Below are 24,583 nucleotides of genomic sequence, written 5' to 3'. Positions count from 1 at the left end.
GCGTGGAGCGTTTTTTTCAGGCCCACGCAGCATTTTCTGCTGAATATGAGGTGACGCCAGCCTTGCGGGAACAGAGGGCGGCTGGCGACTGCCATGTTGCGCGACCTCGACCCGTTGTACGCCCAAACCCGCGCCTCAACTCATGCGCCGTGGCCCCGTGGACGCCCGCACAATGAGTTGCGGCGGCGGCGCAAGCTCCATCGAGGGCTGCTGTTCAGGCGCCTGAATCAAACGGATCAGGCTTTCGATCGACAACTCCGCGACAGCCGCCGTTTGAATGGCGACGGTAGTCAGCGCGGGGTGTACCTGGTGCGCCAGTTGAATGTCCGTGATGCCGATGACCGACACGTCGTTCGGCACCGATCGGCCGAGCGTGATCAACGCCTGTGCCGCACCGATCGCCAGCAGATCGTTGGTCGCGAAAATCGCGGTGAGGTGAGGGCGGTTCGCCATCAACTGCATGCAGGCGGCGTAGCCGGCGTCGATCGAGTCGCGGATCTGCAGCACCGCGGCGGCGTCCGCTTCGATCCCTGCCTCGCGCATCACCGCCCGAAATCCATTGGAGCGCGCATCCTGCAAACCGCCGCAACCGTCGCCGATCAGGAGGCCGATCTCGCGGTGGCCGAGTTCCAGCAGATGCCTCGCGGCGAGCGCGCCCGCGTGCGCAAAATCCACGGCGATGCAAGGCAGCGCGGGCGGTGCCTCCGGGTGTTCCCACATCGCCAGCAAGATCGGCGCGCTGTGCGTGGCGGACGCGCACAATTCGTTAAACTTGATGTCCGTGTTCATCACGAGGACACCGTCCGCGAGCGTGCCGGCAATCTGGTTCAGATACGCACGGCCGACCTCCGCGTCATCGTCAGTATTGCAAACCATCAGGAAGTATCCCGCTTTGCGTGCCGCGCGCTCGGCGGCCAACACGAACTCGGGGTAGAACGGGTTCGAGATGTTCGACAGCATCAAGGCCAGGGTCGACGAGCGGCCCTCCGCCAGCGCGCGCGCGTTCAGGTTGGGCCGGTAGCCGAGATCGGCGATGGCCTTCAGTACGCGTTCGGCCGTCTCCGCGCGGACCTTCTCGCGATTGCGCAGGACATTGGAAACGGTGGCGGCGGTAACGTGCGCGCGCTTTGCTACTTCGGAAAGGGTGACCATGTTCTGTTTATCCCATATTCAGGGAGTGCGATTCAAATGTTGCAAGCGACCGGCGACGTTGATAACTTGCTGGAAAACATAGGAGACAACACCACCATGACTTTTTCCATCGAACTCGAATTTAAGCGATTAAATGCCTGCTGCACAAGAGCTGGCCGTTTATTTTTCATAGAAATTTAAGCGATTAAATCCGGGAGGCGGAAGCATGGCTACGATTCGTCTTACGAACGTGCAGAAGTCGTACGGTGACCATCCGCCGGTGATCCGGCGCGCGAATCTCGAGATCGCGCAGCACGAGTTCTGCATGTTTCTGGGGCCCTCGGGTTGCGGCAAGTCGACCCTGCTGAGAATGATCGCCGGTCTCGAAGACCTGAGCGATGGCGAGTTGCACATTGGTGGGCGCCTCGTCAACGATGTGCCCGCTGCCGGGCGCGGCGTCGCGATGGTGTTCCAGAGCTACGCGTTGTTTCCGCACATGACCGTGTTCGACAACATGGCGTTCGCCTTGAAACTCGCGAAACAACCCAGGGACGTGATCGACCGGAAAGTGCGCGAAGCCGCGCGCATCCTGCAACTGGACGCGTTCCTCGATCGCTATCCGAAAGCGCTTTCGGGCGGCCAGCGGCAGCGTGTCGCGATCGGCCGGGCGATCGTGCGCGAACCGGGCGTGTTCCTGTTCGACGAACCGCTGTCGAATCTCGACGCCGCATTACGCGGCCAGACGCGTGTTGAAATCGCTCGCCTGCACCAGCGCTTCGCGAACGCGAGCGTGGTCTATGTGACCCACGATCAGGTCGAGGCGATGACGATGGCCGACAGAATCGTGTTGCTGTACGCAGGCGCGGACGCGGAACGCTTCGGCAGCATCGCGCAGACCGGCGCGCCGCTCGAGTTGTATCACCATCCGAAGTCGTGTTTTGTGGCGGGTTTCATCGGTTCGCCGCGAATGAATTTCATCGATGCGGTGGTCGATTCGATCGAAGCGGGCAGGGTAGCGGTCACGCTAACAAAAAGCGGCGAACGGTTGATCGCGAATGTCGACGGCCGGCGTCTTCAGCGCGGCCAACCCGTCACGCTCAGCGTGCGCCCGGAACACTTGCGTCTGGATGGAGACGAACAGTTCATTCAGTGCGTCACGGTGCTGTCCGAGCGGCTCGGCGAGCACAGCTATATTCACGCGGATCACGAGGCGGGCACGCTCATCGCCAAGGCCGCCGGCGATACGCCGATCGGTTCGGGCGAGCGCGTTTGCATTCACGTCCCGCCTTCCGCGTGTCATCTGTTCGATGCCGAGGGTGTTGCATTGCGACGCAGCTCGTTCTGGCCTGAGAGAGTCGCCGCTTGAGGCGTAAAAAATAATCAGGAAATCTAAGGTTCTGAGGGTTCAAGGGCGCCACCGGATTCACCCAACCCTATTCCGCCACAGAGCGGGTACATCGTCTGGCAGCGATCCGCTGTCAGCCAACAAGGTAGTCAAGGAGACAAAAGATGAATTCTCTTCGCCTTCGCCGTCTGGCTCACGCGTCGATTGCCGCCGCTCTGGTCGCAGGCGCGCTCTGTTGCGCCGCGGCCGACGCGGTCGACGCGGCCACGCTGAGCGTCAATGTATCGGCGCGCGGCAATCAGCGCTCGACCTGGCAGGATGCATTCGACAAGTTCAAGAAAGCCAATCCCGACGTCGATCTCAAGGTGACCTACATCACCGAGGAAGCGTACAAGGTGCAGATGGGCGGCTGGCTCGCCACCGATCCGCCGGATGTCGTGTCGTGGCACGACGGCGAGCGGATGGCGTATTACGCGCAACGCGGCCTGCTCGAAGACCTGTCGTCCGACTGGAGCAAGAACGGCTGGTCGCAGCAATATGCGTCGGTGAAGGAAGCATCGACGTATAAGGGCAAGCAGTATGCCGCGCCGCTCGGTTACGACGCTTATGGCTTCTTCTATCGCAAGGATCTGTTCGAGAAGGCCGGTATCAACGGCGAACCGAAAACGTGGGATGAATTTCTCGACGCCTGCAAGAAGCTCAAGGCAAGCGGTGTTGCACCGATCGCGGTCGCCGCGCGCGATAGCTGGACGCTTGCCGCGTGGTTCGACTATCTCGACCTGCGCATCAACGGCAACGCCTTCCACCAGCAATTGATGGCCGGCGAAATTCCATACACCGATGCGCGCGTTAAAAAGGTCTACACCGCGTGGAAGACGTTGATCGACGATCACTACTTCATCGACAACGTGCTCTCCTACGACCTCGATTCGATTGCGCCGTTTCTCGTGAGCGGCAAGGCATCGATGATGCTGATGGGCACGTTCTTCTCGGCGAGCATTCCGGCATCGGTCAAACCGCAAACTGGCTTCTTCCGCTTCCCGGTAGTCGACGCGAACGTGCCGATGGCCGAGGACGGTCCGGTCAACGTGCTGCTGATTCCGGCGAAAGCGAAAAACAAGGCCGATGCCCGCAGACTGCTTGCCTTCATGGAACAGCCGCAGATCAACGCCGATCTCGCAAAGGGCTGGGGAACGCTGCCGTCGAACAGTCTGGCGGCCGAACCTGACGATCCGATTTCGAAGGTCGGCTTCCAGACTCTGGCCAACACGAAGGGCGGCATCGCGCAGTTTTACGATCGCGACATGCAGAAGGAAATGGCCGACGAAGGCATGAAGGCGATGCAGCAGTTCTACAGCGATCCATCGCAACTCGACGCCGTGCTCGTGCACCTCGAAGCGACGCGCAAGCGCATCTACAAGAAGTAAGTCTCCGGAGCGCCAGACAGGTAACAACCGCTGGCGCTCGCCTTCGATCTCCGACGAGGCCCGATCATGTCTCAATCCGTAGCGCGCCGCTTGCCGGCGGCTCAGCACCGGCACGTCTCGACAACGCGCCGTCATCAGCACCGCGCCGCGCTTTTCTTTCTGTTGCCGGGTTGTGCGTTGTTTTGCCTGTGCGTGATCTACCCGGTCATCAGCAGCATTTCGCTCAGCTTTTATAACTGGGACGGCATGACGCCGAAGACGTTCGCGGGCTTCGACAACTACATCGAACTGTTTCATGCCGACACGTTCTATACGGCGCTCAAGAACAACCTGATCTGGCTCGCGCTGTTCCTGCTGGCGCCGCCGCTCGGGCTGCTGTTCGCGTTATATCTGAACCAGCATATCCGTGGCATGCGGGTCGTGAAGTCGCTGTTTTTCGCGCCATTCGTGCTATCGGGCGTGGTGGTCGGCCTCGTGTTCAGCTGGTTTTACGATCCCGGCTTCGGCTTGCTGAAACTGATCGTCGGTCATGGCATTCCTGTGCTCGGCGATCCGCACACGGTGACCTTCGGCATCATCTTCGCCGCGCTGTGGCCGCAAACGCCGTTCTGCATGGTGCTCTATCTCACCGGGCTGACCGGTATCAATCCGGAAGTGGTCGAGGCGGCGCGCATGGAGGGCGCTAAAGGCGTGCGTCTGCTATGGCACGTGATTCTTCCGCAACTACGGCCTGCTACGTTCATGGCCGTGGTGCTGACCGTGATCGGCGCGCTGCGCAGCTTCGACCTGATCGCGGTGATGAGCGGCGGCGGTCCCTTCGATAGCTCAACCGTGCTTGCCTATTTCATGTACGACCAGGCGATCAAGTACTACCGCGAAGGTTATTCCGCCGCGATTGCCGTCGTGCTGTTCGCCATCATGCTCGTCTACATCGTGTTCCATCTGCGCCGCATGCTGCGCGAAGAACACTGATTTCCAGGAGTTACGTGCCATGTATCCACTTCCCGTCGAACGCTGGAAACCGCTCAATCGCGCGCTGTACAAAGCGTCTTTGCCGCTCGCGCTGCTGGTATGGCTGCTGCCGATGCTGGCCGTGCTGGTCACATCGATCCGCTCTTCGGACGAGTTGTCGCAAGGCGACTACTGGGGCTGGCCCAGGCATTTCGCGTTAATCGAAAACTACGGCACGGCGCTCACGCAAACGCCGATGCTCCATTACTTCGGCAACAGTGTGTTGATCACGGTGCCGTCCGTGATTGGCGCGATCGTGCTGGCGTCGATGGCGGGCTTTGCCTTGGCGACCTACCGGTTCCCGGGCAATACCGCTGTGCTGTTCGCATTTGTCGCGGGCAACTTCGTGCCGATCCAGATTCTGATGATCCCGGTACGCGACATGGCGCTGAAAGTAGGTCTCTTCAATAGCGTGTGGGCGCTGGTGATTTTTCATGTGTCGTTTCAGACCGGGTTTTGCACGCTGTTTCTGCGCAACTTCATCAAGCAGTTGCCGTTCGAGATGATCGAGGCGGCGCGCGTGGAAGGGGCGAGCGAATGGACGATCTACCTGCGCATCGTGTTGCCGCTGATCCGACCCGCGCTTGCCGCGCTCGGCATCCTCGTATTCACGTTTGTCTGGAACGACTACTTCTGGGCGCTGTGTCTCACGCAGGGCGACGAAGCCGCACCGATCACGGTGGGTGTCGCCGCGCTCAAGGGCCAATGGACGACGGCGTGGAATCTCGTCGCCGCAGGCTCGGTGCTCGCCGCCTTGCCCTCCGTGCTGATGTTCTTCCTGATGCAGAAACATTTCGTCGCCGGCCTGACTTTCGGTGCAAGCAAGGGCTGATCGCCCGGATTCCGTCATCTAACAAAGAGACTTTCTCATGCAACTTGGTGTTTGCTACTACCCCGAACAATGGCCGCGCTCGATGTGGGCCGACGACGCAAAACGTATGGTCGAACTCGGCATCACCCATGTGCGGATCGCGGAATTCGCGTGGAGCCGGATGGAGCCGCGCGCCGGCGAGTTCGCCTGGGGCTGGCTCGATGAAGCCGTCGAGACGCTGGCCGCCGCGGGACTGAAGCTGGTTCTGGGCACGCCGACTGCGTCGCCGCCGAAGTGGTTGATCGAGGCGTATCCTGACGTGTTGCCGGTGCGCGCGGACGGCGTGCGTTGGAATTTCGGCTCGCGTCGCCACTACGATATTTCCAGCGAATCCTATCGACGTGAGTGCGTACGCATTGTCACCGCGATGGCGGAGCGCTATGGGCGGCATCCCTCTATTGTTGCGTGGCAGACCGATAACGAGCTCGGCTGCCACGACACTGTGCCGAGCTATTCGAGCGCTGCGCAGGCGCGCTTTCAGGCGTGGCTGCGGCATCGCCATGAAAGCGTCGATGCGTTGAACGAAGCATGGGGCAACGTGTTCTGGAGCATGGAGTATCCCTCGTTCGAGGCAATCGGCCTGCCTAACCTCACACCCACCGATGCCAATCCGATCCATCTGCTCGACTTCCGCCGCTTCATGTCGGACGAGGTGGCGAGCTTTCATCGCGAGCAGATCGATGTGCTGCGCCGGTACGCCCCCGAGGCGGATCTGCTGCATAACTTCATGGGTTTCTTCACGACCTTCGACCACTACCGTTTCGCCGAAGACAACGCGCTCGACGTGGCGGCATGGGACAGCTATCCAATCGCTCGCACCGAATCGATCGCACTGCCTGACGAGCAGAAGGCGCGTTACGCGCGCACCGCGCATCCTGACGTTTCCGCTTTCGATCATGACCGCTATCGCGCGATCGGCGCCGGCCGCTTCTGGGTGATGGAGCAACAGGCAGGTCCGGTGAACTGGGCGTCGTGGAATCCGGTACCCGCGAAGGGCATGGTCCGGCTGTGGGCTTACGAAGCGTTCGCGCATGGCGCGGAACTGGTGTCGTATTTCCGCTGGCGTCAGTGTCCGTATGCGCAGGAACAGATGCATTCCGGGCTCAATCTGCCGAACAACGAACTGTCGCCGGGTGGCCTCGAAGTGCAGCAGGCGGCGCGCGAAATTGCCTCGTCCGCGGCACTGTCGGGACTCGGTGCGCCGGCGCGTGCGACCACCGCGCTCGTGTTCGACTACGAGACGCAATGGATGTTCGAGATTCAGCGTCACGGCAAAACCTTCGACTATCAGACGCTGGCATTCGACTACTACGAGGCGCTGCGTGAACTCGGTCTCGACGTCGATATCGTGTCGAGCAAGGCCGATCTGTCGCAGTACCGGTTGGTCGTGGTGCCGAGCATTGCCGTGATCGATGGCACGCTCGTCGACCAGATCGAGCGGAGTTCCGCGCAATGGGTGTTCGGCCCAAGGAGCGGTTCGAAGACGGCGACCTTTGCCATTCCGTCGAGCTTGCCGCCCGGGGCGTTGCAACACGTGCTGCCGATGCAGGTGCTCGAAGTCGAAACGCTGCGCCCAACGCTTAAGCCGGCGCTTTCGATTGGCGACACGCAAGGTGTCGCGATGCATTGGCGCGAGCATGTTCGGGCCAATGGCGAGACGACCGTCGAGGCGCAATTCGACGACACGTGGCCGGCGATCCTCGCGCACGGAAGGGTTCGCTATGTGGCGGGGTGGCTGTCGCACGCGTTGCATTGCACGGTTTTGCAGCAGGCGGCGAAGCAGGCGGGCATCGAGACGCAATTGCTGGCTGAGGGTCTGCGCATTCGCCGCCGCGGCGATCTGACCTTCGCGTTCAACTTCGGCCCGGAGCAGGTACAGGCGCCCGCACCGGTCAATGCGACGTTTGTGCTGGGGCAGTCACTGTTGAAAGCCGGCGATGTCTGCGCGTGGAGGAATGCGGCGAACTAGCCGTGCGGACAACAGGCACTACTGCGCGGGTGCCTGCGGTTTCTGCTGCTTCGCGCAGTCCGAGGTGAACGCCATGCTGGCCTGATCGGGCGTCATGTGAGGGGCGTTCGGGCTGTAGATCTTTTCGATGATGGCGCCGACCGCCTGCCGGTCGGATTCGCCCTTGTAGTACCTGGCCGCCTGAGCTAGCGCCTGCTCTTTGGTTTTCTGATGAGCACGCCACGAAGCCACCTGGCCGGCGATATCGCCGATCGCAAAACATTGATCGCTGACAGTTTGTGCAACGGCTTCAATGGCCGGCTGCGCGAGGCACACCGCGAGCACTGCCGATACAACTACGCGTTTCATGACTAGAATCCCGGCGTTGAAGGGTTAACGGTGCAGCCGCGGCGGTACTCCATCGCGGCAACCGAACGAATCAAATAGCCGGGTAGTTTAGCGGGAAGCGAGGCCAGACGTTTTCTGCCCGTGCTCGCTAACCCGCTCGTGGCGGATAGCCGGTTCAATGTCCAAACGACTCCGCTTTCGCGCCAGCCTGTGGCGCCACATGCGGCCGTGCCGCCTGCTTGATCAGCAAGGCTACGCACGAGATCAAACCCGCCGCCGCGACCGTCGCGAAGATGCCGCCGAACGTGAAGTGGCGGCGCGTCAGCTCGGCCACGAGGAACGAGCCCGCGATCCCTCCGAAGCGGCCGATCCCCAGCATCCACGCCACGCCCGTGCCGCGGCCTTGAGTCGGGTAAAACGCGGCGGCAAGCGCCGGCAGCGACGATTGCGCGGTATTCATCAGCACGCCCGCCACGAACACGATGAACACCAGCGCGCCGACATTGCCGACGGCCTGGCCGATAAAGTACACGCTCACCGCGGTCAGCGCGTAGCAGGCCGCAATGATACGGTTGGCGTTGAAGCGGTCCATCAGCACGCCGCACAGCACGGCGCCCACGCCTCCGAGCGGGAACAGCGCGGAAATCAGCGTCGCGCGTTGCGGCGTGAGTCCGGCGTCCTTCAGCAGAATCGGCATCCAGTTGATCGACGCGTAGAAGATCACGAGGCCCATGAAGTAAGCAATCCACAGCATGACCGAACCGACGATGTACGAACGCGAGAGCACCACGCTCGCGCCCTTGCCGCCAGTTTGCGGCGCGGTTTCCGTCATGACGAAGCTGCCGGCCTGCGCCGCTTCGCTCGAAATGCGCGCGAGTGCCGCACGGATCCGTTCGACCGGTTTGTTGTTAGCCACCATATAGCGGACCGATTCCGGCATCTTCAGCACCAGCACGACCAGCAGCACCAGCGGCGTAATACCGCCGAGCAGCAGCACGCTGCGCCAGCCGAAGTGCGGAATCATCCACGCAGCGAGAAAACCGCCGAAGGCCGCGCCCAAAGGAAAGCCGCAGAACATCAGATTGATCACGGTCGCACGGCGGCGATCCGGGCAGTATTCGCCCATCATGGTCACGGCGTTCGGCATGGCCGCGCCGAGGCCGACGCCGGTGATGAAGCGCAATATCGTCAGGTGTTCGATGCTGTCCGAGAACGCCGAGGCGAAGCAGGCCACGCTGAACAGCAGCACCGAGCCGAGCAGCATCGAGCGCCGGCCGAGCCGGTCGGATAGCGGCCCCGAACCGAGCGCGCCGCACGCGAGGCCAAACAGCGCCGCGCTGAGCACCGGCGCGAGCGCTGGCCGGGTAATGCCCCATTCGGCGATCAGCGAAGGGGCAATGAAGCCGATCGCGGCCGTGTCAAAACCGTCCAGCAGGACGATGGTGAAACACATGCAAAAAATGAGCCACTGGAACGGCGAGAAGGGATGGTCGTTGATAAACGTTTGAACGTTCACAGCGGTGCTGCGGTTCATGGTGGTCTCCTGACTGCATGCAGAACATGGGAAGGTTCGTCGTAACGAGCCTTCCTTTCTTTTACGATCGTACGCTGGTTAGAAGCGGTGCACGATGCCTACGCCGGCCGCGAACTGGCTGCGCAATGACGACGGCATACTCTGCAAGCCGTCACCGAAAGTCGCCGTGGCTGTGATGAGGCGGCCCGAACCCGCCATGCCGAGCGTGTTGTTGCGGGTGCGCTGAAACACTTGCAGCGCCTATCCGTTTTGTTCGTATATAGAACTACGATTCTTTATGCGAACGATCTAGGATCGTAAGTAGTTTGACAACGAGGGGCAACGCGGGATTACCCGACTATGTTGCGGTTGCCTATCAAGTTGGACGGAGCAAAGGAACGGCGGGGGGCGGTACGAGATGCCGCGACGCGGGGTGCGCCGGGAATACGGCTTGGGGCAGGGCGAGATGTGGGGGCGAGCGCCGGGAAGCGACGCTCGGAGTAGTGCGGAGGGCAACGCTCAAAAGATCACATAAACCTTTCGCATGGTTTCCTCGACTTCCCAAAGTCCTTCTGTATTGGCTTCGAAAAAGAGCGTGTCGCCGCTTTCAAAATGGACGGTTTCTTCGTTGTCGGGCGTGAAGCGGCCGCGCCCCGCGAGGAAATGCATCACCTCGGCCTGCTTGACCGAGCGGCGATACGTGCCCGCCGTGCATTCGAAAATGCCGGTGTCGATGGATTCGCTGCCCTTGATCACGCGCTGCACGCCCGACACCTGAAGCGGCGTTGTGCCGGGCAGCCCCGCAGTGCCCCAGTCCTCCAGATTCTGCAGACTCACGCTTTGCTTGATGCTTTGAACCTTCATGGTCACGTTACCTTTTGAATGTGTGGGAGCCGATTCATCGGCCGGCCGCATTGAAACTCGTGTTTGCGTTCGTGACGGTTTGTTCGATCTTGCCCAGCCGCACGACGGTGACGCCCGGGCGCAACTGCCGCAGCGACGGCATCACGAGCATGCAGTTGTCGTACGGCGTGACCACCGCTTCGCCGTTCGACCAGCCGATCACCGCGCCGGCATCCGGAAAGATCTCCAGGCCGGTGTACGGCGCCGCGAAACGAAAATCCATGCTGGTCGCGACCACCGGTTGCGTCACGCGAACAATGTGTTGAGCGGGCGGCAGCGGCGCCAGCCAGCCGTCCGGCAGATCGGTTTCGTCGATCACGCTGGCGAGCAGCAGAAAGCGCGCGGTCGTGTCGCGCGCCACGGCGACCGCGCTCTGTTCCCAGTGTTGTCCGCATTCAATCAGCAGCGCGTTTTTCGCGCTGTCCGCCGAGCCGAAGCCTTCGTAATCGCGCATGCGGCGGCCCTCGGGATGACCTGCGTCGCAGATCACCGTGGCGGGCGTGCCGAGACACACCGCAAGGTCGATGCCTTTCTGCAGCGGTCCGGCCACGATCAGCGGCTTGCTCTTCTCATGCATCGAATGCAGATCGAGCAGCATGTCCACCGTGTCGATCACCGGGCGTATTTCGCGTGCGCGGGCCAATTCGCTCGACGTGCGCGACGTATCGTCGAGCATTGCGGCGGTCCACACGCGATTGAAGTCCTGATCGACGAAGCGGGCCGCATCGGGCTTCGCAGGATCGAAGCGCCGATAGGCCGCGACGTTCGCAAAGCCGAGCGTGAGGCATCCGCGACGCGGTCTAAAGCCACGGCGCAGCAGTTCGTCGACGACGATCGCCCCGCACACTTCGTTGCCGTGCGTGAGCGCGTTGATCATCACATGCGGTCCCGGCACGCCCGAGTCGAACGTATGAACGTAGGCAATTCCGGACGACGATTGTTCGTGCACCGAAATATCGGGAAATTCGACTTCAATGGGATAGGCTTCCATGCTCATTCGAAAGTGTCCTCGCGAGTAGGTTGGGATCAACAGGCTCAGGCGAGTTTTGCCGCGATCGCCTGACCGACTTCGGTGGTGTTCGCCTTGCCGCCGAGGTCGCCGGTATGCGGGCCTTCGATCAGCGTCGCTTCGATCGCCGCGAGAATCGCGTCATGCGCCTCGCGTTCCTTGCCTTCGTGATTGCCGAGGAAGTCGAGCATCATCGCGGCCGACCAGATCATCGCGATCGGATTGGCGATGTTCTTGCCGGCGATATCCGGCGCCGAACCGTGCACCGGCTCGAACAGCGACGGAAACTTGCGATCCGGATTCAGATTGCCCGACGGCGCGAGGCCGATCGTGCCCGTGCAAGCAGGACCGAGATCGGAGAGGATGTCGCCGAACAGATTGGTGGCGACCACCACGTCGAAGCGGTCCGGATTCAGCACGAAGCGCGCGCAGAGAATGTCGATGTGCTGCTTGTCCCACGTCACATCCGGATACTGCGCCGCGATACCGGCCGCGCATTTGTCCCACCACGGCATGCTGATCGCAATGCCGTTACTCTTCGTGGCCACGGTGATCTTCTTGCGTTCGCGCCGTTGCGCGAGATCGAACGCGAACTTCAGCACGCGCTCGCTACCGTGCCGCGTGAATACGGATTCCTGTAGCACGAACTCGCGCTCGGTGCCTTCGAACATCACGCCGCCTACCGACGAATATTCCCCCTCGGTGTTCTCGCGCACGATCCAGAAATCGATGTCGCCCGCCTTGCGGCCCGCGAGCGGCGAAGGCACACCGGCGAAGAGGCGCGCAGGGCGCAAGTTGATGTACTGATCGAATTCGCGCCGGAATTTCAGCAGCGAGCCCCACAGCGAGATATGGTCGGGCACGGTGTCGGGCCAGCCGACCGCGCCGAACAGAATCGCGTCGGCCGATTGCAGTTGGGCTTTCCAGTCGTCCGGCATCATCTTGCCGTGCTGGGCGTAGTAATCGCAGCTCGCCCATTCAATGTGCTGATATTCCAGTTCGATGCCGAAGCGCTTTTTCACCGTGTCCAGCACGCGAATGGCTTCCGGCATCACTTCGACACCGATGCCGTCGCCGGGTATGACCGCAATCCGATAGGTCTTCGACATGTTCCTGCTCCTCCATTAGGGCGTTCAACGTTTCAACGTTTCGATTGCGGTTATTTTATTCCTGCTGTTTGAGCTTAAAATAGTCGCTTCAGTTAAGCCACTGTGCACGATTCGTGTATAAACGGAAAACCTATGAATGCCGTCCCGTCACCCGATCTCGGCGATTTGCGCGTGTTTTGTGAAGTGGCGCGCAAATCGAGTTTCAGCGCGGCGGCGGAGGCGCTGTCGGTGTCCGCGGCTTACGTCAGCAAACGCATCAATGTGCTCGAGACTACGCTTGGCACGCGGTTATTGCATCGTTCCACACGGCGCGTCGCGATTACGGAGGCCGGCGAGCGCGTCTACACATGGGCCGAAAAGATTCTCGACGACGTCGACCAGCTGGTGGAAGACGTCTCCACCACGCGCCGCATTCCCGGCGGCAAACTGCGTATCTCCAGCAGCTTCGGTTTCGGCCGCCGTTTCCTGGCGCCCGCGCTGGCCCGCTTCTCCGATCGGTATCCGCAATTGAGCGTGAGGCTCGATCTGTTCGACCGTCTCGTGGACGTGGGCGGTGAAGGCTTCGACCTCGATATCCGGATCGGCGACGAGATCGCCCCGCACCTGATCGCGAAGCGGCTCGCGTCGAATCATCGCGTGTTGTGCGCGTCGCCCGGTTATCTCGCGCGGCATGGCACGCCGCGGCAACTTGCCGATCTGTCCGCGCATGCATGTCTCGCGATCAAGGAGCGCGACCATCCGTTCGGTTTGTGGCGCTTGAATGTGCGTGGCGAAACGGTGTCGATCAAGGTCACCGGGCCGCTTTCCACCAATCACGGCGAAGTGGCCGTGCAATGGGCGTTGGCCGGACGCGGGATCGTGCTGCGCTCAATGTGGGACGTGCGGCCGTTGCTCGACAGTGGTCAGTTGCAGCAAATTCTTCCCGAGGTCACGCAACCCGCGAACCTGTGGGCGGTATACCCGGCGCGGCTTGCGCAATCGGCGAAGGTGCGGGTGTGCGTCGACTTTCTGAGCGAGGAATTCGCGCAATGGAGCCCGCCGTCGGAGACGGCGGCGGGTGAGGTGAGCTGAGTTCGAACGTGGCTAGCGTCGGTTGAAGACCTCAGGGCGCGACCCGCCGTATCGATCAGATCTCCAGACGGTAGCCCACCCCGTACACGGAAGCGATCGGCTCGCTGTCCGGCCGTGCGCCTTGCAACTTGCGGCGCAGGTTCTTGATATGGCTGTCGATGGTGCGGTCGGTGACCACGCGATGATCCGCGTAGAGATGACTCAGCAGGTAGTCGCGGGAAAAAATGCGTCCCGGCGATTTCATCAGCAGTGCGAGAAGGCGCAACTCAAGCGGCGTGAGTTTGAGTTCCTTGCCGTCGAGTAAAGCCAGATGAAACTGCTCGTCGACTTCGAGACCCTGTGGCGCTGGTGGCGAACCGTCCGCAGCCGCAGTTGCAGCCGCGGCGGCAGGCGTTGCGCGACGCAGGATCGCCTTCACGCGCGCCACGACTTCGCGCGGGCTGAACGGTTTGCAGACGTAATCGTCGGCACCGATCTCGAGACCCAGCAGACGGTCGATTTCGTCGATGCGCGCGGTCAGAATAATGACGGGCAAGGCCGAAAACTGCCGTAGCTCGCGGCAGATATCCATGCCGCTGCGCCCGGGCAGCATGAGGTCGAGCAGCAGCGCCGGTGGCGTCGAGCGAACGAATGGCATGACCTGATGGCCGTCGTCGAGGATCGTGGTGGCGAAACCCTCGAGCTGCAAATACGCTTCGAGCACGGCGGCGAGCTTGGGTTCATCCTCGACGATCAGGATGTGCGAAGGGCGCCCTTCGGTCATGAAGTCAGTCTCCTTCCGGCGGAAAACAGGCAGTGATCCAGACGCCGCCAAGCGGCGAGGCCTTGGCGTCGATCGTACCGCCATGCGCCGTCACAATCGCATGGCACAGCGAGAGGCCGAGGCCCGCGCCACCGTTCTGACGGCTGCGCGATTCGTCCACCCGATAGAAGCGGTCGAACAGATGGTCGAGCGCGGCCCCGGGCACGCCGGGCAACGAGTCCTGCACGTCAAGTTGCCAACCGTTGCCGCTCTGCGAAAGCGACACATGTACGCGGCCGTCCGGATCGGTATAGCGCAACGAATTTTGCAGCAGGTTTTTCAGAAGTTGTACGAAACGAGCGGGGTCGACCGCGAAAGTTGTCTCGGCAATTTCCGGCGTGCAGGTCAGGTCGAGCTCGATTCGCTTCGCCTTGAACGACTCCCGCATGGCCTCGATCGAAGCCCGCGCCAGTTGCCCGACGTGAGTCGGCGTCTTGCGATAGCTGAGTGCGCCGACATCGCTCAGCGAAAGCTCGTAGAGATCTTCGATGAGCTTGTTGAGCATGTTCACTCCGGTTTGCAGCGAGGTGAGCGAATCGCGGTTGAACACATGCACGCCGTCTTCGATGGCTTCCAGTTCGCCACGGAGTACGGCGAGCGGCGTGCACAGCTCGTGGGAGATATCCGCAATGAAATCGCGCCGGGAGCGTTCAGCCTTTTGCAGCGGATCGGCCAATACGTTGAAGTCGCCCGCCAGCCGGCCAAGCTCGTCGCGTCTTCCGGCCGGCACCCGTGTCGTGTAGTCGCCGCCGGCGAGGCGATGCGTTGCGTTCATCAAGCGCTTGATCGGCGCGAGAACGATACGCGCGAGGATCAGCGCGACTAGCGCCGCGAGCACGACGGCCACGCCCGCGATTTCCCGGGTCGAGCGCTTCTGCTGCGCCTGGAATGCGATGTCCGCAGCGTCCGAAAGAGTGTCGGGCCCGTTCACGGAAAGCCAGCCCACGACCTTGCCGCTGTAGACAACCGGTCGCATCGTGCTGCCGGGCGGCGGAGGCTGACCGGTGTTCGCCACGAGTTCGTGACTGGCGTCGTAGAGCGTGACGGGCGGCCCCTCGGGCGGCGTGTCGCGAACCATGCTGTCACGCGACGGCGAAGCGGGAGAAGACGCCAAAGAGGCAGGTGGAGGCGGCCGGTCATAGCGACTGTCGCTGCTCGCGACACCGCTCGCCGACACACGGTCACGATCCATCGCCATGTCCTGGTTGGGTGGCGGTGCGGGCGGAAGGCGCATGCCCCAGTGCGGTCCTTCCGACGCGCCCGAGAGCGGGCCGAGCAGTTGTTGAACGCTGCCGCTCCCCGGGAAGGTTCGCCAGCCTGGCAACTTGCCTAACTGCGCGGTGGCGAGTTCTTCGCGCAGGGCGTCGTGGGCGGCGCCGTCCAGCAGCGCGAGCCATGCGTCGGGATGCTCCCGCGGGAAATTCCAGTTGCCGTGAGCGGCGTATTCGCTCGTAACCTTCGCCATGACGGCTTTGATGCGCCCGGCGTTGCGTTCCCGAACATAGTGCAGGAAACCGTTTTCGAAGCTCACGCGCAAGGCGTATCCCATAGTTAGGGAAATCGCGAGGCATGCGATTAACACCGCGAGGAACATTTTCCAGGTAATGCCAAAGCGCATCGTCATTCGGTGCTGCAGCCGCACGCGCGAGAGGAGGGTCCAGAAAGGGCGGCTTGGACGAATTCGGATCGTTTCACTTTGCATGGCTGAATTCTGGATGAATGCTGTGTCAATCCACAGTTGCCGGCGAATCTCCACAACTTCTCCATCCTTTCTTCGTTGTATCTGCGCGTTGTCTGGATATGATGGTATGGCACTTTTGCGGTGGCCTGACAAAGAGGCCGTGTCCAGTGGTGAGTTCAGTCAGTGGAGCAATCTCATGCAAGTTTCTTCACCTGTGAGCCGTGCTGAATCGCGCGGTTTCCAGCCCGGCCGAAAAACAGCCGCCGCTGCCGGCGCCCGCCGCGAGGCTCAAAACGGTGTTAGCGCACCACGGGTTTCCGACGTCGTGAAGATACGCGGCTGCCGCGTTTCCGCACCACTCATGCAACCGTGGGGCGAGTGCTGCCGGATCGTCGAGTGGATCAATCGCAACGGCGAGTACTCTTGCATTGCCGTGCGCGGCGCCGCGACCGTGGCCGAGATCAGGGAACGCGTGCGTCTGCATCGTAACGGTCAGCGTCACGCCCTGACGGACGACCCCGCTACGCCTGCGGCCCGCGCGCGTCTGCGGCGCGGCTGAGCGCTGCTCAACATCGTTACCGAAAGCAGGTCGCCCGGTCCAGCAGAAAGAGAGTGTAATTTAGCCAAAAAAACTTCGGTGTCCTATGGCTGTCTGATTCACAAGATCAACTTTGAGTATTTCCGTTATGCGCGTTCTCATACTCGTCATGGCCGCGGCAGCGATCTGTTGCCCAGCGATCCGCCATGGTTTGCGCCTGGAGAGCATCAATGCTTTCTCCCGCAGCGACGGCAACCGCAACGGCAGCGCGCCCGCAGGCGCTGCGGATGATCTGGGTGCGTGCACGTCGCGCGCCCACTATGCCTCGGGATTCAGGCCAATTGTTCCGGCGGACTTCAACTACGGAATCGGCGGCCTGCTGGCAGCGACCGGCGACCTGTATGCCGATTATTTCGGCGATATGGACATTGTTGACGTGATCGACGCCGCGTTGACGTTGCCTATCACGCAGCTGGCAGTGGCGGAAGGCCGGAAATAGCGCATGCGCTCCTGCATGCACGTAAGCCGCTTTACGATCCCGCTCGCGGAATTCTCTCAGTCCCCTCAATCGTGCAACGTCAGCGCACTTTCGCGCGCTTCATGCGAGGGTGACGACTCTGGCGATGGTACGAACATATAGCCTCGTCCGCGCAAGGTTTGAATGAACCTGGGGGCGGATGGATCGGCTTCTATCACGCCGCGCAAGCGGCAGACCGCAACATCCAGACTGGCCTTCTGGCTCTCCGCTCTGCCTAGCTGGCTGTTGACCATCGCGCGCGTCAGGATTCGCATCGGGTTGCTGGCGAATAGCTTGAGTAAGGCAAACTCGCCGGATCGCAGCGGGATTTCACAACCGTCTTTCACCAGGCGTCGCGTCGCGAAGTCTATCTGGTAACTGCCGAACGAAACCTTCTCGCGAATTTCCGGCGCGTCGCAAAGCGAGCGGTTGCAGCGTTGCACGGCGCGCTTGATCCTGGCGGTCAATTCGTGCGGATCGACCGGGTCGACGATATAGTCGTCCGCGCCCAATTCGAAAGCGACGATTTTGTCGACGATCTCATCGGAGGTGCTCTGTACGAAGATGGGCATGTCGTAGCCCGCTAACCGAAGTTGCCGCAGCGCCTCTCGCGCTTCGATCATCGGCGACTCGGCGCGCAAGAGAATCGCTGACGGACACTCCAGTTCCGCCCGGCTGGCAAGCTGAACCGCGCTATACAGTACCGAGAGCGCGATCTGGTTCTTTTGACAGTGAGAGCGCAACTGATCCCGGACTGATTGATCCGGTTCGACTACAAGCAGGCTGATAGTCATAAATCTGCGTTACCTCCCAACCGGAATCGAAGATTGCCGTCTGTGCGATGTTCACGTTCAGCAATTCGCTATTTTTTTGGAGCAACATAGCGGGCTAAGAAAGCGGGCTCCGAAAGCAGAGCGTACGCGGTCGCACTGATGATGAGCGAATGATAGAGACCAATGTCGGAGCAACTATGGCGAAATTGAGGAGACTTTGTGAAGTCGGAGCAGGAGGGAGAATGCGCGGCGCTGTGAACGGACCGGGAGCCGGTTCAGGCGGGGTAAGACGTCAGGAGGAGTTGAAAACGCGGCTGAATGATGCGTGTAATGCCCGCGGTCCTTATGCAAAGACCGCGAGCGGTATTCCCGGTCAGAACGATGTGCCGATCTGAAACTGGAACACCTGGTACTTGTCGGTGGAGTGTCTGACCAGGGGGAAGCCAACAGACAGCTTGAGCGGGCCGATCGGCGAAATCCATTCAAGACCCGCGCCGTAGCTGTACCGCAATCCGTTGGCACCCGTGCTGTTACCTTCGTCGCCCCAGACGTTGCCCGCGTCCACAAAGGTGAAGACGCGCAGCGTCCGGTCCCAGCCGGTGCCCGGCAGCGGGAACGTCATTTCGACATTGGCCACGACCATGCGCGAACCGCCGATCGGGTCGCCCGTCGTCTTGTCGGTCGGGCCGAGCGAACCCGCCTCGTAGCCGCGTACGGAGCCGATGCCGCCCGCGTAGTAGTTCTTGAAGATGGGATACGCCTTTCCGGCAAAACCGTTGCCGTAGCCGCCTTGAAGATTCAGGCCGAGAATATAGCCGCGCGCGAATGAATAGTAATACTGCGCTTGAACGTCCGCCTTGTAGTACTCGGTGCCACCAGCCGGTGTGCCTACTTCTCCATTGCCTTGCAGGAAATAACCGCGGCTCGGGATTAGTGCGCTGTCACGATCGTCCCGGGCCCAGCCTACCGTGACCGGTACGTTGTTCACGACGTCGCCGAATTCAGCTACGTAGTCCTTGTAACTTTGAGGCGTCGACGAATCGATAGTCAGCCGGTTCTGTTCGAGCCCGACGCCGAAGTAAGCGGTGTCGGCTTCGGAGAACGGAATACCGAATTTCAGGTCCGCGCCGACCGTGATGATCCGGAAACTCGTGTCGGTGTAGTTGTAAAGGGGATAGGTGGTGCGATAGTAGACGTCGATGATCCGCTTGATGCCGTCCACCGTGAAATACGGATCGGTTTGCGTCACCGTCAGCGTGCGGTAGGTCTTCGCGGTGTTCATGTTCAAAGCGAGGCTGGTGCCTGAGCCGAACACGTTGTCCTGCGACACACCGGCTGACAATACCACCTTGTCCGTCGACGAATAGCCCGCGCCCAGCGTAATCGCGCCGGTCGGCTTTTCGCTCACCTTCACGTCCACGTCGACCTGATCGGTCGAACCTTCTACCGGCACGGTGGTTACGTCGACATCGGTAAAGTAGCCGAGACGGTTGACGCGGTCTTTCGACAGCGCGAGATGGTTCGAATCGAACCACGAGCTTTCGAGCTGGCGCATTTCGCGGCGCACCACTTCATCGCGTGTGCGTGTGTTGCCGACTACGTTGATATGACGCACGTACACACGGCGGCTCGGGTCCACTTGCAGCGTGATGTCGACCTTGTGGTGTTCCTGATCGATCTGCGGTTGCGCGTTGACGGTGGCGAACGCATAGCCGTATTCGCCGAGTTTGTCGACGATCGTCTTGGTGGTGGCCTGCAGCTTTTCAGCCGAGAAGCGCTCGCCCGGTTTGATCGCGATGAGCCTGGTCAGCTCCGCGTCGCGATCGAGCAGGTTGCCCGCCAGCTTGATCGACGAAATCGTGTACGGTTCGCCCTCATGCAGCGTGACCGTCAGGTACATCTCCTTCTTGTCCGGCGTAAGCGATACCTGGGTCGACTCGAAGCTGAACTCCAGATAGCTGCGATTCAGGTAGTACGAACGAATGTGCTCCAGGTCGCCGGTCAGCTTGTCTTTCGCGTACAGGTCGTTCTTCGTGTACCACGAGAACCAGTTCGGTGTGGACATCTGCATTTCGTCGCGCAGCGTGTCCGTGCTGAATACCGTGTTGCCGATAAAGTTGATCTGCCGGATCTTCGCGCTCGGACCTTCCGCGACCGAGAACAACACCGCTACCCGGTTGCGGTCGATCGGCGTGATCGTGGTGGTGACTTCGGCCGCGTAATATCCGCGCGTCGGGTACTGGCGCTTCAATTCCTGCTGGGCTTTGACGACGAGTGCCTTGTCGTAGTAGCGCCCTTGCGACAGCCCGACCGAACTGAGTGCCTTGGTCAGATTTTCCTTGTCGAACTCATGAATGCCGGCGAAGTCGATCGTGCCCACCGCCGGGCGTTCCTGAACGTGAACGATAACGACATTGCCTTCAGTCGAGATCTTGACGTCATTGAAAAATCCTGTGGCGTACAGCGCGCGAATGGCTTCCGAAGCCTTATCGTCGCTAAACATGCCGCCTTGCTTGATAGGCAGATAAGCGAAGAGGGTACCGGGTTCGATGCGACTGAATCCCTCGATCCGGACGTCTTGCACGACGAACGGCTGTGCCGCTTGAGCCGAGCCGGTTGTCAGCGTGATGCCGGCGAGCGAGAGCGCGCCCGCAATACGGCTCGTTAAAGCTTGAAGATTCATCTTGGGGTTCTGTCCTGATGCAGCGCGCGAAGCGCAAACAAGAACGCTCGACAGCGAGCGATGCATTCGAAACGACGTTCCATGGCTCTGGAAAGCGCGAAGTATAGGATCGTGTTTCCCCGCTATCTGTTACCGAAAACGTTCCTCCCATTAGGGTTGCTAATGGGTGCATCGCGCCGGTTGCTCAGGCGGGTGCGGATTGCGGCGTGGGAGTGGAAATAATGCGTTACAGATCCGAAGGAAGCGTAGGGCGCGCGTAACCTGAAGCCGTAATTGCGCTGGTATCGTCAAATGGTCGGCTTTCGCTACCTGGGTAGCACCATTTGGAGAATTGATCATGATCGAATTTCTTTCACCGGCGATTCTTGCGGCTGTCTTACGCGTCAGTTCATCGCCGATCTTTTCGGCATGTCTGGCAAAGGCGTCGAAGCGAACGCTGCGCGACGTGTCCGGCAGCACGGTGAGTGCGGCGCAGGGCAGGGCCGTGGATCATGCCGCAGGCACGCGGGAGGGCGCGCGCCGTGTCTGATCCGTCGACCTTCATGTTGAATTCGATCACCGATATGCAGTTGACGGCGGATGGTCAGTATCTGCTGATACACGGCAATCAACCCACGGCGGCGCTCCACCGCTCGGTGCTCAATGACCTGCTGGTGGCGCTTCCGAACGCAATCGAGCACGCCGACCGTGTGATTCACAACAATCAGGAGATGGGATTCGCGCTGCACTGCCAGGGCTGGGAGGTCGGCAGGCTGAACGGCATGGAAATGGTGGTGATCCGCTTCCGTTTGTCCGGCAGCGCGGGGTTTTCGTTCTCTTTGCCCGCGGAGCAAATCCCGTATCTGCTGCAGGCGCTCGGTGGCGCAGTGAGCACCGCTGACGCGCCGAATCCACGTTCTAACGACGTCACGCTCCAATAGCATCGCGCGCACTCGCCTCAGTTCATCCTGACGCAGGTCAGGGCTTCTGTTCGCCTCGATGCGTCTGTCTTCCTTTCCGATCCTTATCTGTTTTGATACTACGCGGTGTATTTCGACGCCTACGCTTAAGGCCTCTCGTTTCTTTCATGCTGGGTACGGCCGGATGCGTGCCATTGGCCGGATATGCGCAATTAGTCGGCGCGTCTGCGGTGCCGGAACCGCTCGACGGTGTCTGGAGCTTGCGGCTGGATCCGCAACTGACCGAGCAACCTTTGCGGCCGGGCGACAAGCCCACTACGTCGGCTATTGCCGATTCGATAACCGCAACGACCGGCACTGACATTTCGCTGAAGGGGCACGCGCAACTGCGGCGCGATGCGTCGATCGTCAAGGGCGATGCGCTGCACTACGATATCGATACCGACAAGGCCGACGCTTACGGGCAGGTGCGACTTGTAAACGATGGCAATGTGTTCGACGGTCCGGACGCGCATTTCTACGTCGACGCGAACGAGGGCACTATCAGTGTGCCCAAGTATCGCTTTCACCTGACGGGCGGGTGGGGTAGCGCTCAACGCGCGGATCTGATCGATAACGAGCGCACCATTGTTCATCACGGGACGTATAGCACCTGCCAATGCGAGTCGGACCCTGCGTGGTACCTGAAGGCCTCCGAATTCGACATGGATAGCGGCAACGACGAAGGGATCGCGCACAACGGCGTGCTGTTCTTCCAGGGCGTGCCGCTGCTGGCGAGTCCGTGGCTATCGTTTCCTTTGTCCGGCGCGCGGCGCAGTGGTTTGTTGCCACCCACGTTCTCGATCAGTTCGACCAACGGCATCGACGTCTCGTTGCCGTACTACTTCAACCTCGCACCGAACTACGATCTCACGCTGACGCCTCGCATCATGTCGAAACGAGGCGAGATGTTGACGGCGGATTACCGCTATCTCCAGCCGAATGCTTCGGGGTCGATCTCGGTTGCGTGGCTACCGCACGATGCAATTACCAAAACCGACCGTTACTCGATTGCGCTGAACCAGAACTGGAATCTCGGCTCGGGCTTTGGCGCCTACATCAATTACAACCGGGTGTCGGATTCGACGGTGGTGACCGACCTCGCGTCGGGTGTCGCGTTTCCGACCGGTTCCACCACGCTATATCAGCAGGAAGCGGGTCTGACTTACACATACGGACCGTGGAGTGTGCTGGCGCGCGAACAGCGTTGGCAGGCTTTTACAAGCGACTCGACCTATAACCGCGAACCGCAGGTCAATGTCCATTACGCGCGCTATAACGTGGGCGGCTTCGACTTTGGCGCGGAAGCGGATGCGACGCGCTTCACGATCTCCTCTGCGGATGCGACGCAAGGCAGCCGCTTCGTTTTCAACCCTTACATCAGCTATCCGATCGAGCGCCCCGGCTGGTTCATCACGCCGAAGCTCGCATGGCATTTCGCCGCGTATGACCTGACGTCGATCGGATCGAGCGCGCCTGCCGGGCAGCCGAAGACGTTCGACATCAATGTGCCGACCTTCAGCCTCGATTCGGGCATGCGCTTCGAACGAAACGTGCGGTTCTTCGGGCAATCGTATATCCAGACGCTCGAACCGCGGCTGTTCTATGTGTATACGCCTTACCGGAATCAGTCGTTCGCGCCGTTGTTCGATACGGCGACGGCCGATTTCGGATTGGCGGAACTGTTCATGCCCAACAGCTTTGTCGGCAATGACCGGGTCTCCGATGCCAACCGCCTCACGGCGGCTCTCACGACCCGTTTCATCGATCCCGCGAGCGGCGACGAACGGTCTCGCTTCGTCCTTGCGGAGCAGTACGACTTTCGCACGCCACGCGTGACCCTCAACACAGACGATGCTATTAGCACCGTTGCGCGCACGAGTGTGATTGGCGGCGCGTCGTACAAGCTGGGTGCAGGATTTTCAGCGGAACAGGCCGTGGAGTACAGCCAGGCCAATGGCTACCTCACGAATGCGGAAGCCGGTTTCGGTTGGTCGCCCGCTTCACGACAGGTGTTGAATGTCGCGTATCGCTACACGCGGGCGAACAGCACGCTCGACTATCAACCGGTCAATCAGTTCATCGTTTCCGAGCAATGGCCGCTATTGCACAACGTTGTCAGTGTCGCGAGGGTCAATTACGACATGAGTACCCACCGGCTGATCGCAGGCTTGCTGGGCCTTCAATACGATGCGGATTGCTGGTCGCTCGGCGTCGCGTTCGAGAAATACACCAATGCCACCTCGACCACGTCGCCCAGCACTGGCACGCGGGTGTTGATGCAGCTTCAGCTCAAAGGCTTTTCGCAGGTGGATAACGGTTTGCTCAATCAGTTTCGCGCGAACGTGCCGGGTTATACGCCGGCGACCACGGAAACTGAACCGACATCCCGGTTTAGCGACTATCCGTAAAAGGGGCTGTTGTACTAGTTGTGGTTCTGCGAGAACAGTGTTTCGAGCGGGTAGTGACTCTTCACGAACGGCGACTTGATGATCACGTAGCTGAAGTATTTCTCGATACCGATATCGCGCTCGAGCAGGCCCTCGACAATGCTCTGATAGTGACTCACGCTGCGCGTGACGAACTTCAGCAAATAGTCGTAGCCGCCGCTCGCCAGATGGCACTCGACGATCTCGTCGACGTCTTTGATCGCGTTCACGAACTTGATGAAGTCTTCCCGCCGATGATCGGCGAGCGTGACTTCCGTGAACACGATCTGCACGTCGCCGAGCTTTTCGAGCTGGATCTGCGCACCGTAGCCGATGATGTAGCCGGCCTTTTCCAACCGTTTGACCCGGATCAGGCAAGGACTGGGCGAAAGGCCGACCGCGTCGGCAAGCTCGACGTTGGTTATGCGGCCTTTCTTCTGCAACTGGGAAAGTATGCGCAGATCAATCCGGTCCAGCTTGCTGTCGCTGCTCATCGTAACGTTATCGCTCCGGCGATGGGTGAAAGGGTCTCGAAG

Annotated in this window: 24 protein-coding genes; 12 read left to right on the top strand and 12 right to left on the bottom strand. The window is 60.8% G+C overall.

From position 1 onward, the window contains the following. Positions 1-135: 135 nt before the first annotated feature. Positions 136-1,152 (bottom strand): LacI family DNA-binding transcriptional regulator, encoded by a 1,017-nt coding sequence (locus tag B0G76_RS31785; RefSeq protein ID WP_120295988.1) that lies wholly within the window; start codon positions 1,150-1,152, stop codon positions 136-138. Between the two features lie 36 nt (positions 1,153-1,188). Here B0G76_RS31785 and B0G76_RS43085 point away from each other — a divergent pair, with 36 nt between their 5' ends. The 6 genes from B0G76_RS43085 to B0G76_RS31760 all read left to right on the top strand — a co-directional run bounded on the left by B0G76_RS43085 (position 1,189) and on the right by B0G76_RS31760 (position 7,754). Further along, the gene (locus B0G76_RS43085) at positions 1,189-1,332 is read left to right on the top strand and encodes a hypothetical protein (protein WP_183082185.1); all 144 of its coding nucleotides are present in this window, start codon (positions 1,189-1,191) and stop codon (positions 1,330-1,332) included. Positions 1,333-1,357: 25 nt separating this feature from the next. Continuing rightward, on the top strand, positions 1,358-2,497 hold the full coding sequence (locus tag B0G76_RS31780; RefSeq protein ID WP_120295987.1) for an ABC transporter ATP-binding protein: 1,140 nt from the start codon (positions 1,358-1,360) through the stop codon (positions 2,495-2,497). 143 nt (positions 2,498-2,640) lie between these two features. Beyond that, a complete protein-coding gene (locus B0G76_RS31775) occupies positions 2,641-3,903 on the top strand; it encodes an ABC transporter substrate-binding protein (RefSeq protein ID WP_120295986.1) in 1,263 nt (420 codons plus the stop codon). Between the two features lie 66 nt (positions 3,904-3,969). Continuing rightward, a complete protein-coding gene (locus tag B0G76_RS31770; RefSeq protein WP_120295985.1) occupies positions 3,970-4,875 on the top strand; it encodes a carbohydrate ABC transporter permease in 906 nt (301 codons plus the stop codon). A gap of 19 nt (positions 4,876-4,894) precedes the next feature. Continuing rightward, positions 4,895-5,746, top strand: coding sequence for a carbohydrate ABC transporter permease (locus B0G76_RS31765; RefSeq protein ID WP_120295984.1), 852 nt, complete (start codon positions 4,895-4,897; stop codon positions 5,744-5,746). Between the two features lie 37 nt (positions 5,747-5,783). Beyond that, positions 5,784-7,754 carry a beta-galactosidase gene (locus B0G76_RS31760; RefSeq protein WP_120295983.1) on the top strand — a complete coding sequence of 657 codons (1,971 nt, stop codon included), beginning with the start codon at positions 5,784-5,786 and terminating at the stop codon, positions 7,752-7,754. An 18-nt stretch (positions 7,755-7,772) separates the two neighbouring features. On the opposite strand, the gene B0G76_RS31755 is transcribed toward B0G76_RS31760, so the two are convergent. From B0G76_RS31755 to B0G76_RS31730, 6 genes are all read right to left on the bottom strand, one after another. Next, the gene (locus tag B0G76_RS31755; protein ID WP_120295982.1) at positions 7,773-8,102 is read right to left on the bottom strand and encodes a hypothetical protein; all 330 of its coding nucleotides are present in this window, start codon (positions 8,100-8,102) and stop codon (positions 7,773-7,775) included. Positions 8,103-8,256: 154 nt separating this feature from the next. Further along, entirely contained in the window at positions 8,257-9,615 is a 1,359-nt protein-coding gene (locus B0G76_RS31750) for an MFS transporter (RefSeq protein ID WP_120295981.1), read from the bottom strand. A 78-nt stretch (positions 9,616-9,693) separates the two neighbouring features. Continuing rightward, positions 9,694-9,846 carry a hypothetical protein gene (locus B0G76_RS31745; protein WP_183082184.1) on the bottom strand — a complete coding sequence of 51 codons (153 nt, stop codon included), beginning with the start codon at positions 9,844-9,846 and terminating at the stop codon, positions 9,694-9,696. 267 nt (positions 9,847-10,113) lie between these two features. Beyond that, positions 10,114-10,458, bottom strand: a complete 345-nt coding sequence (locus B0G76_RS31740) for a cupin domain-containing protein (protein WP_120295980.1) — start codon at positions 10,456-10,458, stop codon at positions 10,114-10,116. 34 nt (positions 10,459-10,492) lie between these two features. Beyond that, positions 10,493-11,494, bottom strand: coding sequence for a M14 family metallopeptidase (locus tag B0G76_RS31735; RefSeq protein ID WP_120295979.1), 1,002 nt, complete (start codon positions 11,492-11,494; stop codon positions 10,493-10,495). Between the two features lie 38 nt (positions 11,495-11,532). After that, positions 11,533-12,615: a tartrate dehydrogenase gene (locus B0G76_RS31730; protein ID WP_120295978.1), complete on the bottom strand. Its 1,083-nt coding sequence runs from the start codon at positions 12,613-12,615 to the stop codon at positions 11,533-11,535. A 132-nt stretch (positions 12,616-12,747) separates the two neighbouring features. Here B0G76_RS31730 and B0G76_RS31725 point away from each other — a divergent pair, with 132 nt between their 5' ends. After that, the gene (locus tag B0G76_RS31725; RefSeq protein ID WP_120295977.1) at positions 12,748-13,686 is read left to right on the top strand and encodes a LysR substrate-binding domain-containing protein; all 939 of its coding nucleotides are present in this window, start codon (positions 12,748-12,750) and stop codon (positions 13,684-13,686) included. Between the two features lie 55 nt (positions 13,687-13,741). On the opposite strand, the gene B0G76_RS31720 is transcribed toward B0G76_RS31725, so the two are convergent. Both B0G76_RS31720 and B0G76_RS31715 read right to left on the bottom strand, forming a co-directional pair. After that, positions 13,742-14,449, bottom strand: coding sequence for a response regulator (locus B0G76_RS31720; RefSeq protein ID WP_120295976.1), 708 nt, complete (start codon positions 14,447-14,449; stop codon positions 13,742-13,744). A 4-nt stretch (positions 14,450-14,453) separates the two neighbouring features. Further along, the gene (locus B0G76_RS31715) at positions 14,454-16,112 is read right to left on the bottom strand and encodes an ATP-binding protein (RefSeq protein ID WP_120296944.1); all 1,659 of its coding nucleotides are present in this window, start codon (positions 16,110-16,112) and stop codon (positions 14,454-14,456) included. Positions 16,113-16,365: 253 nt separating this feature from the next. On the opposite strand from B0G76_RS31715, the gene B0G76_RS44640 reads away from it, so the two are divergent. Together B0G76_RS44640 and B0G76_RS31705 are read left to right on the top strand one after the other, a co-directional pair. Next, positions 16,366-16,728 (top strand): DUF2866 domain-containing protein, encoded by a 363-nt coding sequence (locus B0G76_RS44640; protein WP_120296943.1) that lies wholly within the window; start codon positions 16,366-16,368, stop codon positions 16,726-16,728. Between the two features lie 148 nt (positions 16,729-16,876). Then, positions 16,877-17,206 carry a hypothetical protein gene (locus tag B0G76_RS31705; RefSeq protein ID WP_147394107.1) on the top strand — a complete coding sequence of 110 codons (330 nt, stop codon included), beginning with the start codon at positions 16,877-16,879 and terminating at the stop codon, positions 17,204-17,206. A 65-nt stretch (positions 17,207-17,271) separates the two neighbouring features. Here the strand turns inward: B0G76_RS31705 and B0G76_RS31700 are convergent, their stop codons facing one another. Together B0G76_RS31700 and bamA are read right to left on the bottom strand one after the other, a co-directional pair. Further along, positions 17,272-18,018 carry a response regulator transcription factor gene (locus B0G76_RS31700; RefSeq protein ID WP_120295974.1) on the bottom strand — a complete coding sequence of 249 codons (747 nt, stop codon included), beginning with the start codon at positions 18,016-18,018 and terminating at the stop codon, positions 17,272-17,274. Between the two features lie 352 nt (positions 18,019-18,370). Continuing rightward, positions 18,371-20,680 carry an outer membrane protein assembly factor BamA gene (gene bamA, locus B0G76_RS31695; RefSeq protein ID WP_183082183.1) on the bottom strand — a complete coding sequence of 770 codons (2,310 nt, stop codon included), beginning with the start codon at positions 20,678-20,680 and terminating at the stop codon, positions 18,371-18,373. A gap of 337 nt (positions 20,681-21,017) precedes the next feature. On the opposite strand from bamA, the gene B0G76_RS31690 reads away from it, so the two are divergent. The 3 genes from B0G76_RS31690 (at position 21,018) to B0G76_RS31680 (ending at position 24,029) form a co-directional block, all read left to right on the top strand. Next, positions 21,018-21,209, top strand: a complete 192-nt coding sequence (locus B0G76_RS31690) for a hypothetical protein (RefSeq protein ID WP_120295973.1) — start codon at positions 21,018-21,020, stop codon at positions 21,207-21,209. Beyond that, a complete protein-coding gene (locus B0G76_RS31685) occupies positions 21,202-21,600 on the top strand; it encodes a hypothetical protein (protein ID WP_120295972.1) in 399 nt (132 codons plus the stop codon). Before B0G76_RS31690 ends, B0G76_RS31685 begins: the two co-directional genes overlap by 8 nt. A gap of 146 nt (positions 21,601-21,746) precedes the next feature. Next, positions 21,747-24,029 (top strand): LPS-assembly protein LptD, encoded by a 2,283-nt coding sequence (locus B0G76_RS31680; RefSeq protein WP_120295971.1) that lies wholly within the window; start codon positions 21,747-21,749, stop codon positions 24,027-24,029. A 14-nt stretch (positions 24,030-24,043) separates the two neighbouring features. Here the strand turns inward: B0G76_RS31680 and B0G76_RS31675 are convergent, their stop codons facing one another. Next, positions 24,044-24,541 (bottom strand): Lrp/AsnC family transcriptional regulator, encoded by a 498-nt coding sequence (locus B0G76_RS31675; RefSeq protein ID WP_120295970.1) that lies wholly within the window; start codon positions 24,539-24,541, stop codon positions 24,044-24,046. Positions 24,542-24,583 lie beyond the last annotated feature (42 nt).

The sequence above is a fragment of the Paraburkholderia sp. BL23I1N1 genome (assembly GCF_003610295.1).
Lineage (GTDB): Bacteria > Pseudomonadota > Gammaproteobacteria > Burkholderiales > Burkholderiaceae > Paraburkholderia.
The sequence above is the reverse complement of the archived record's forward strand: the minus strand, read 5'-3'. Positions and strand labels throughout refer to the sequence as shown.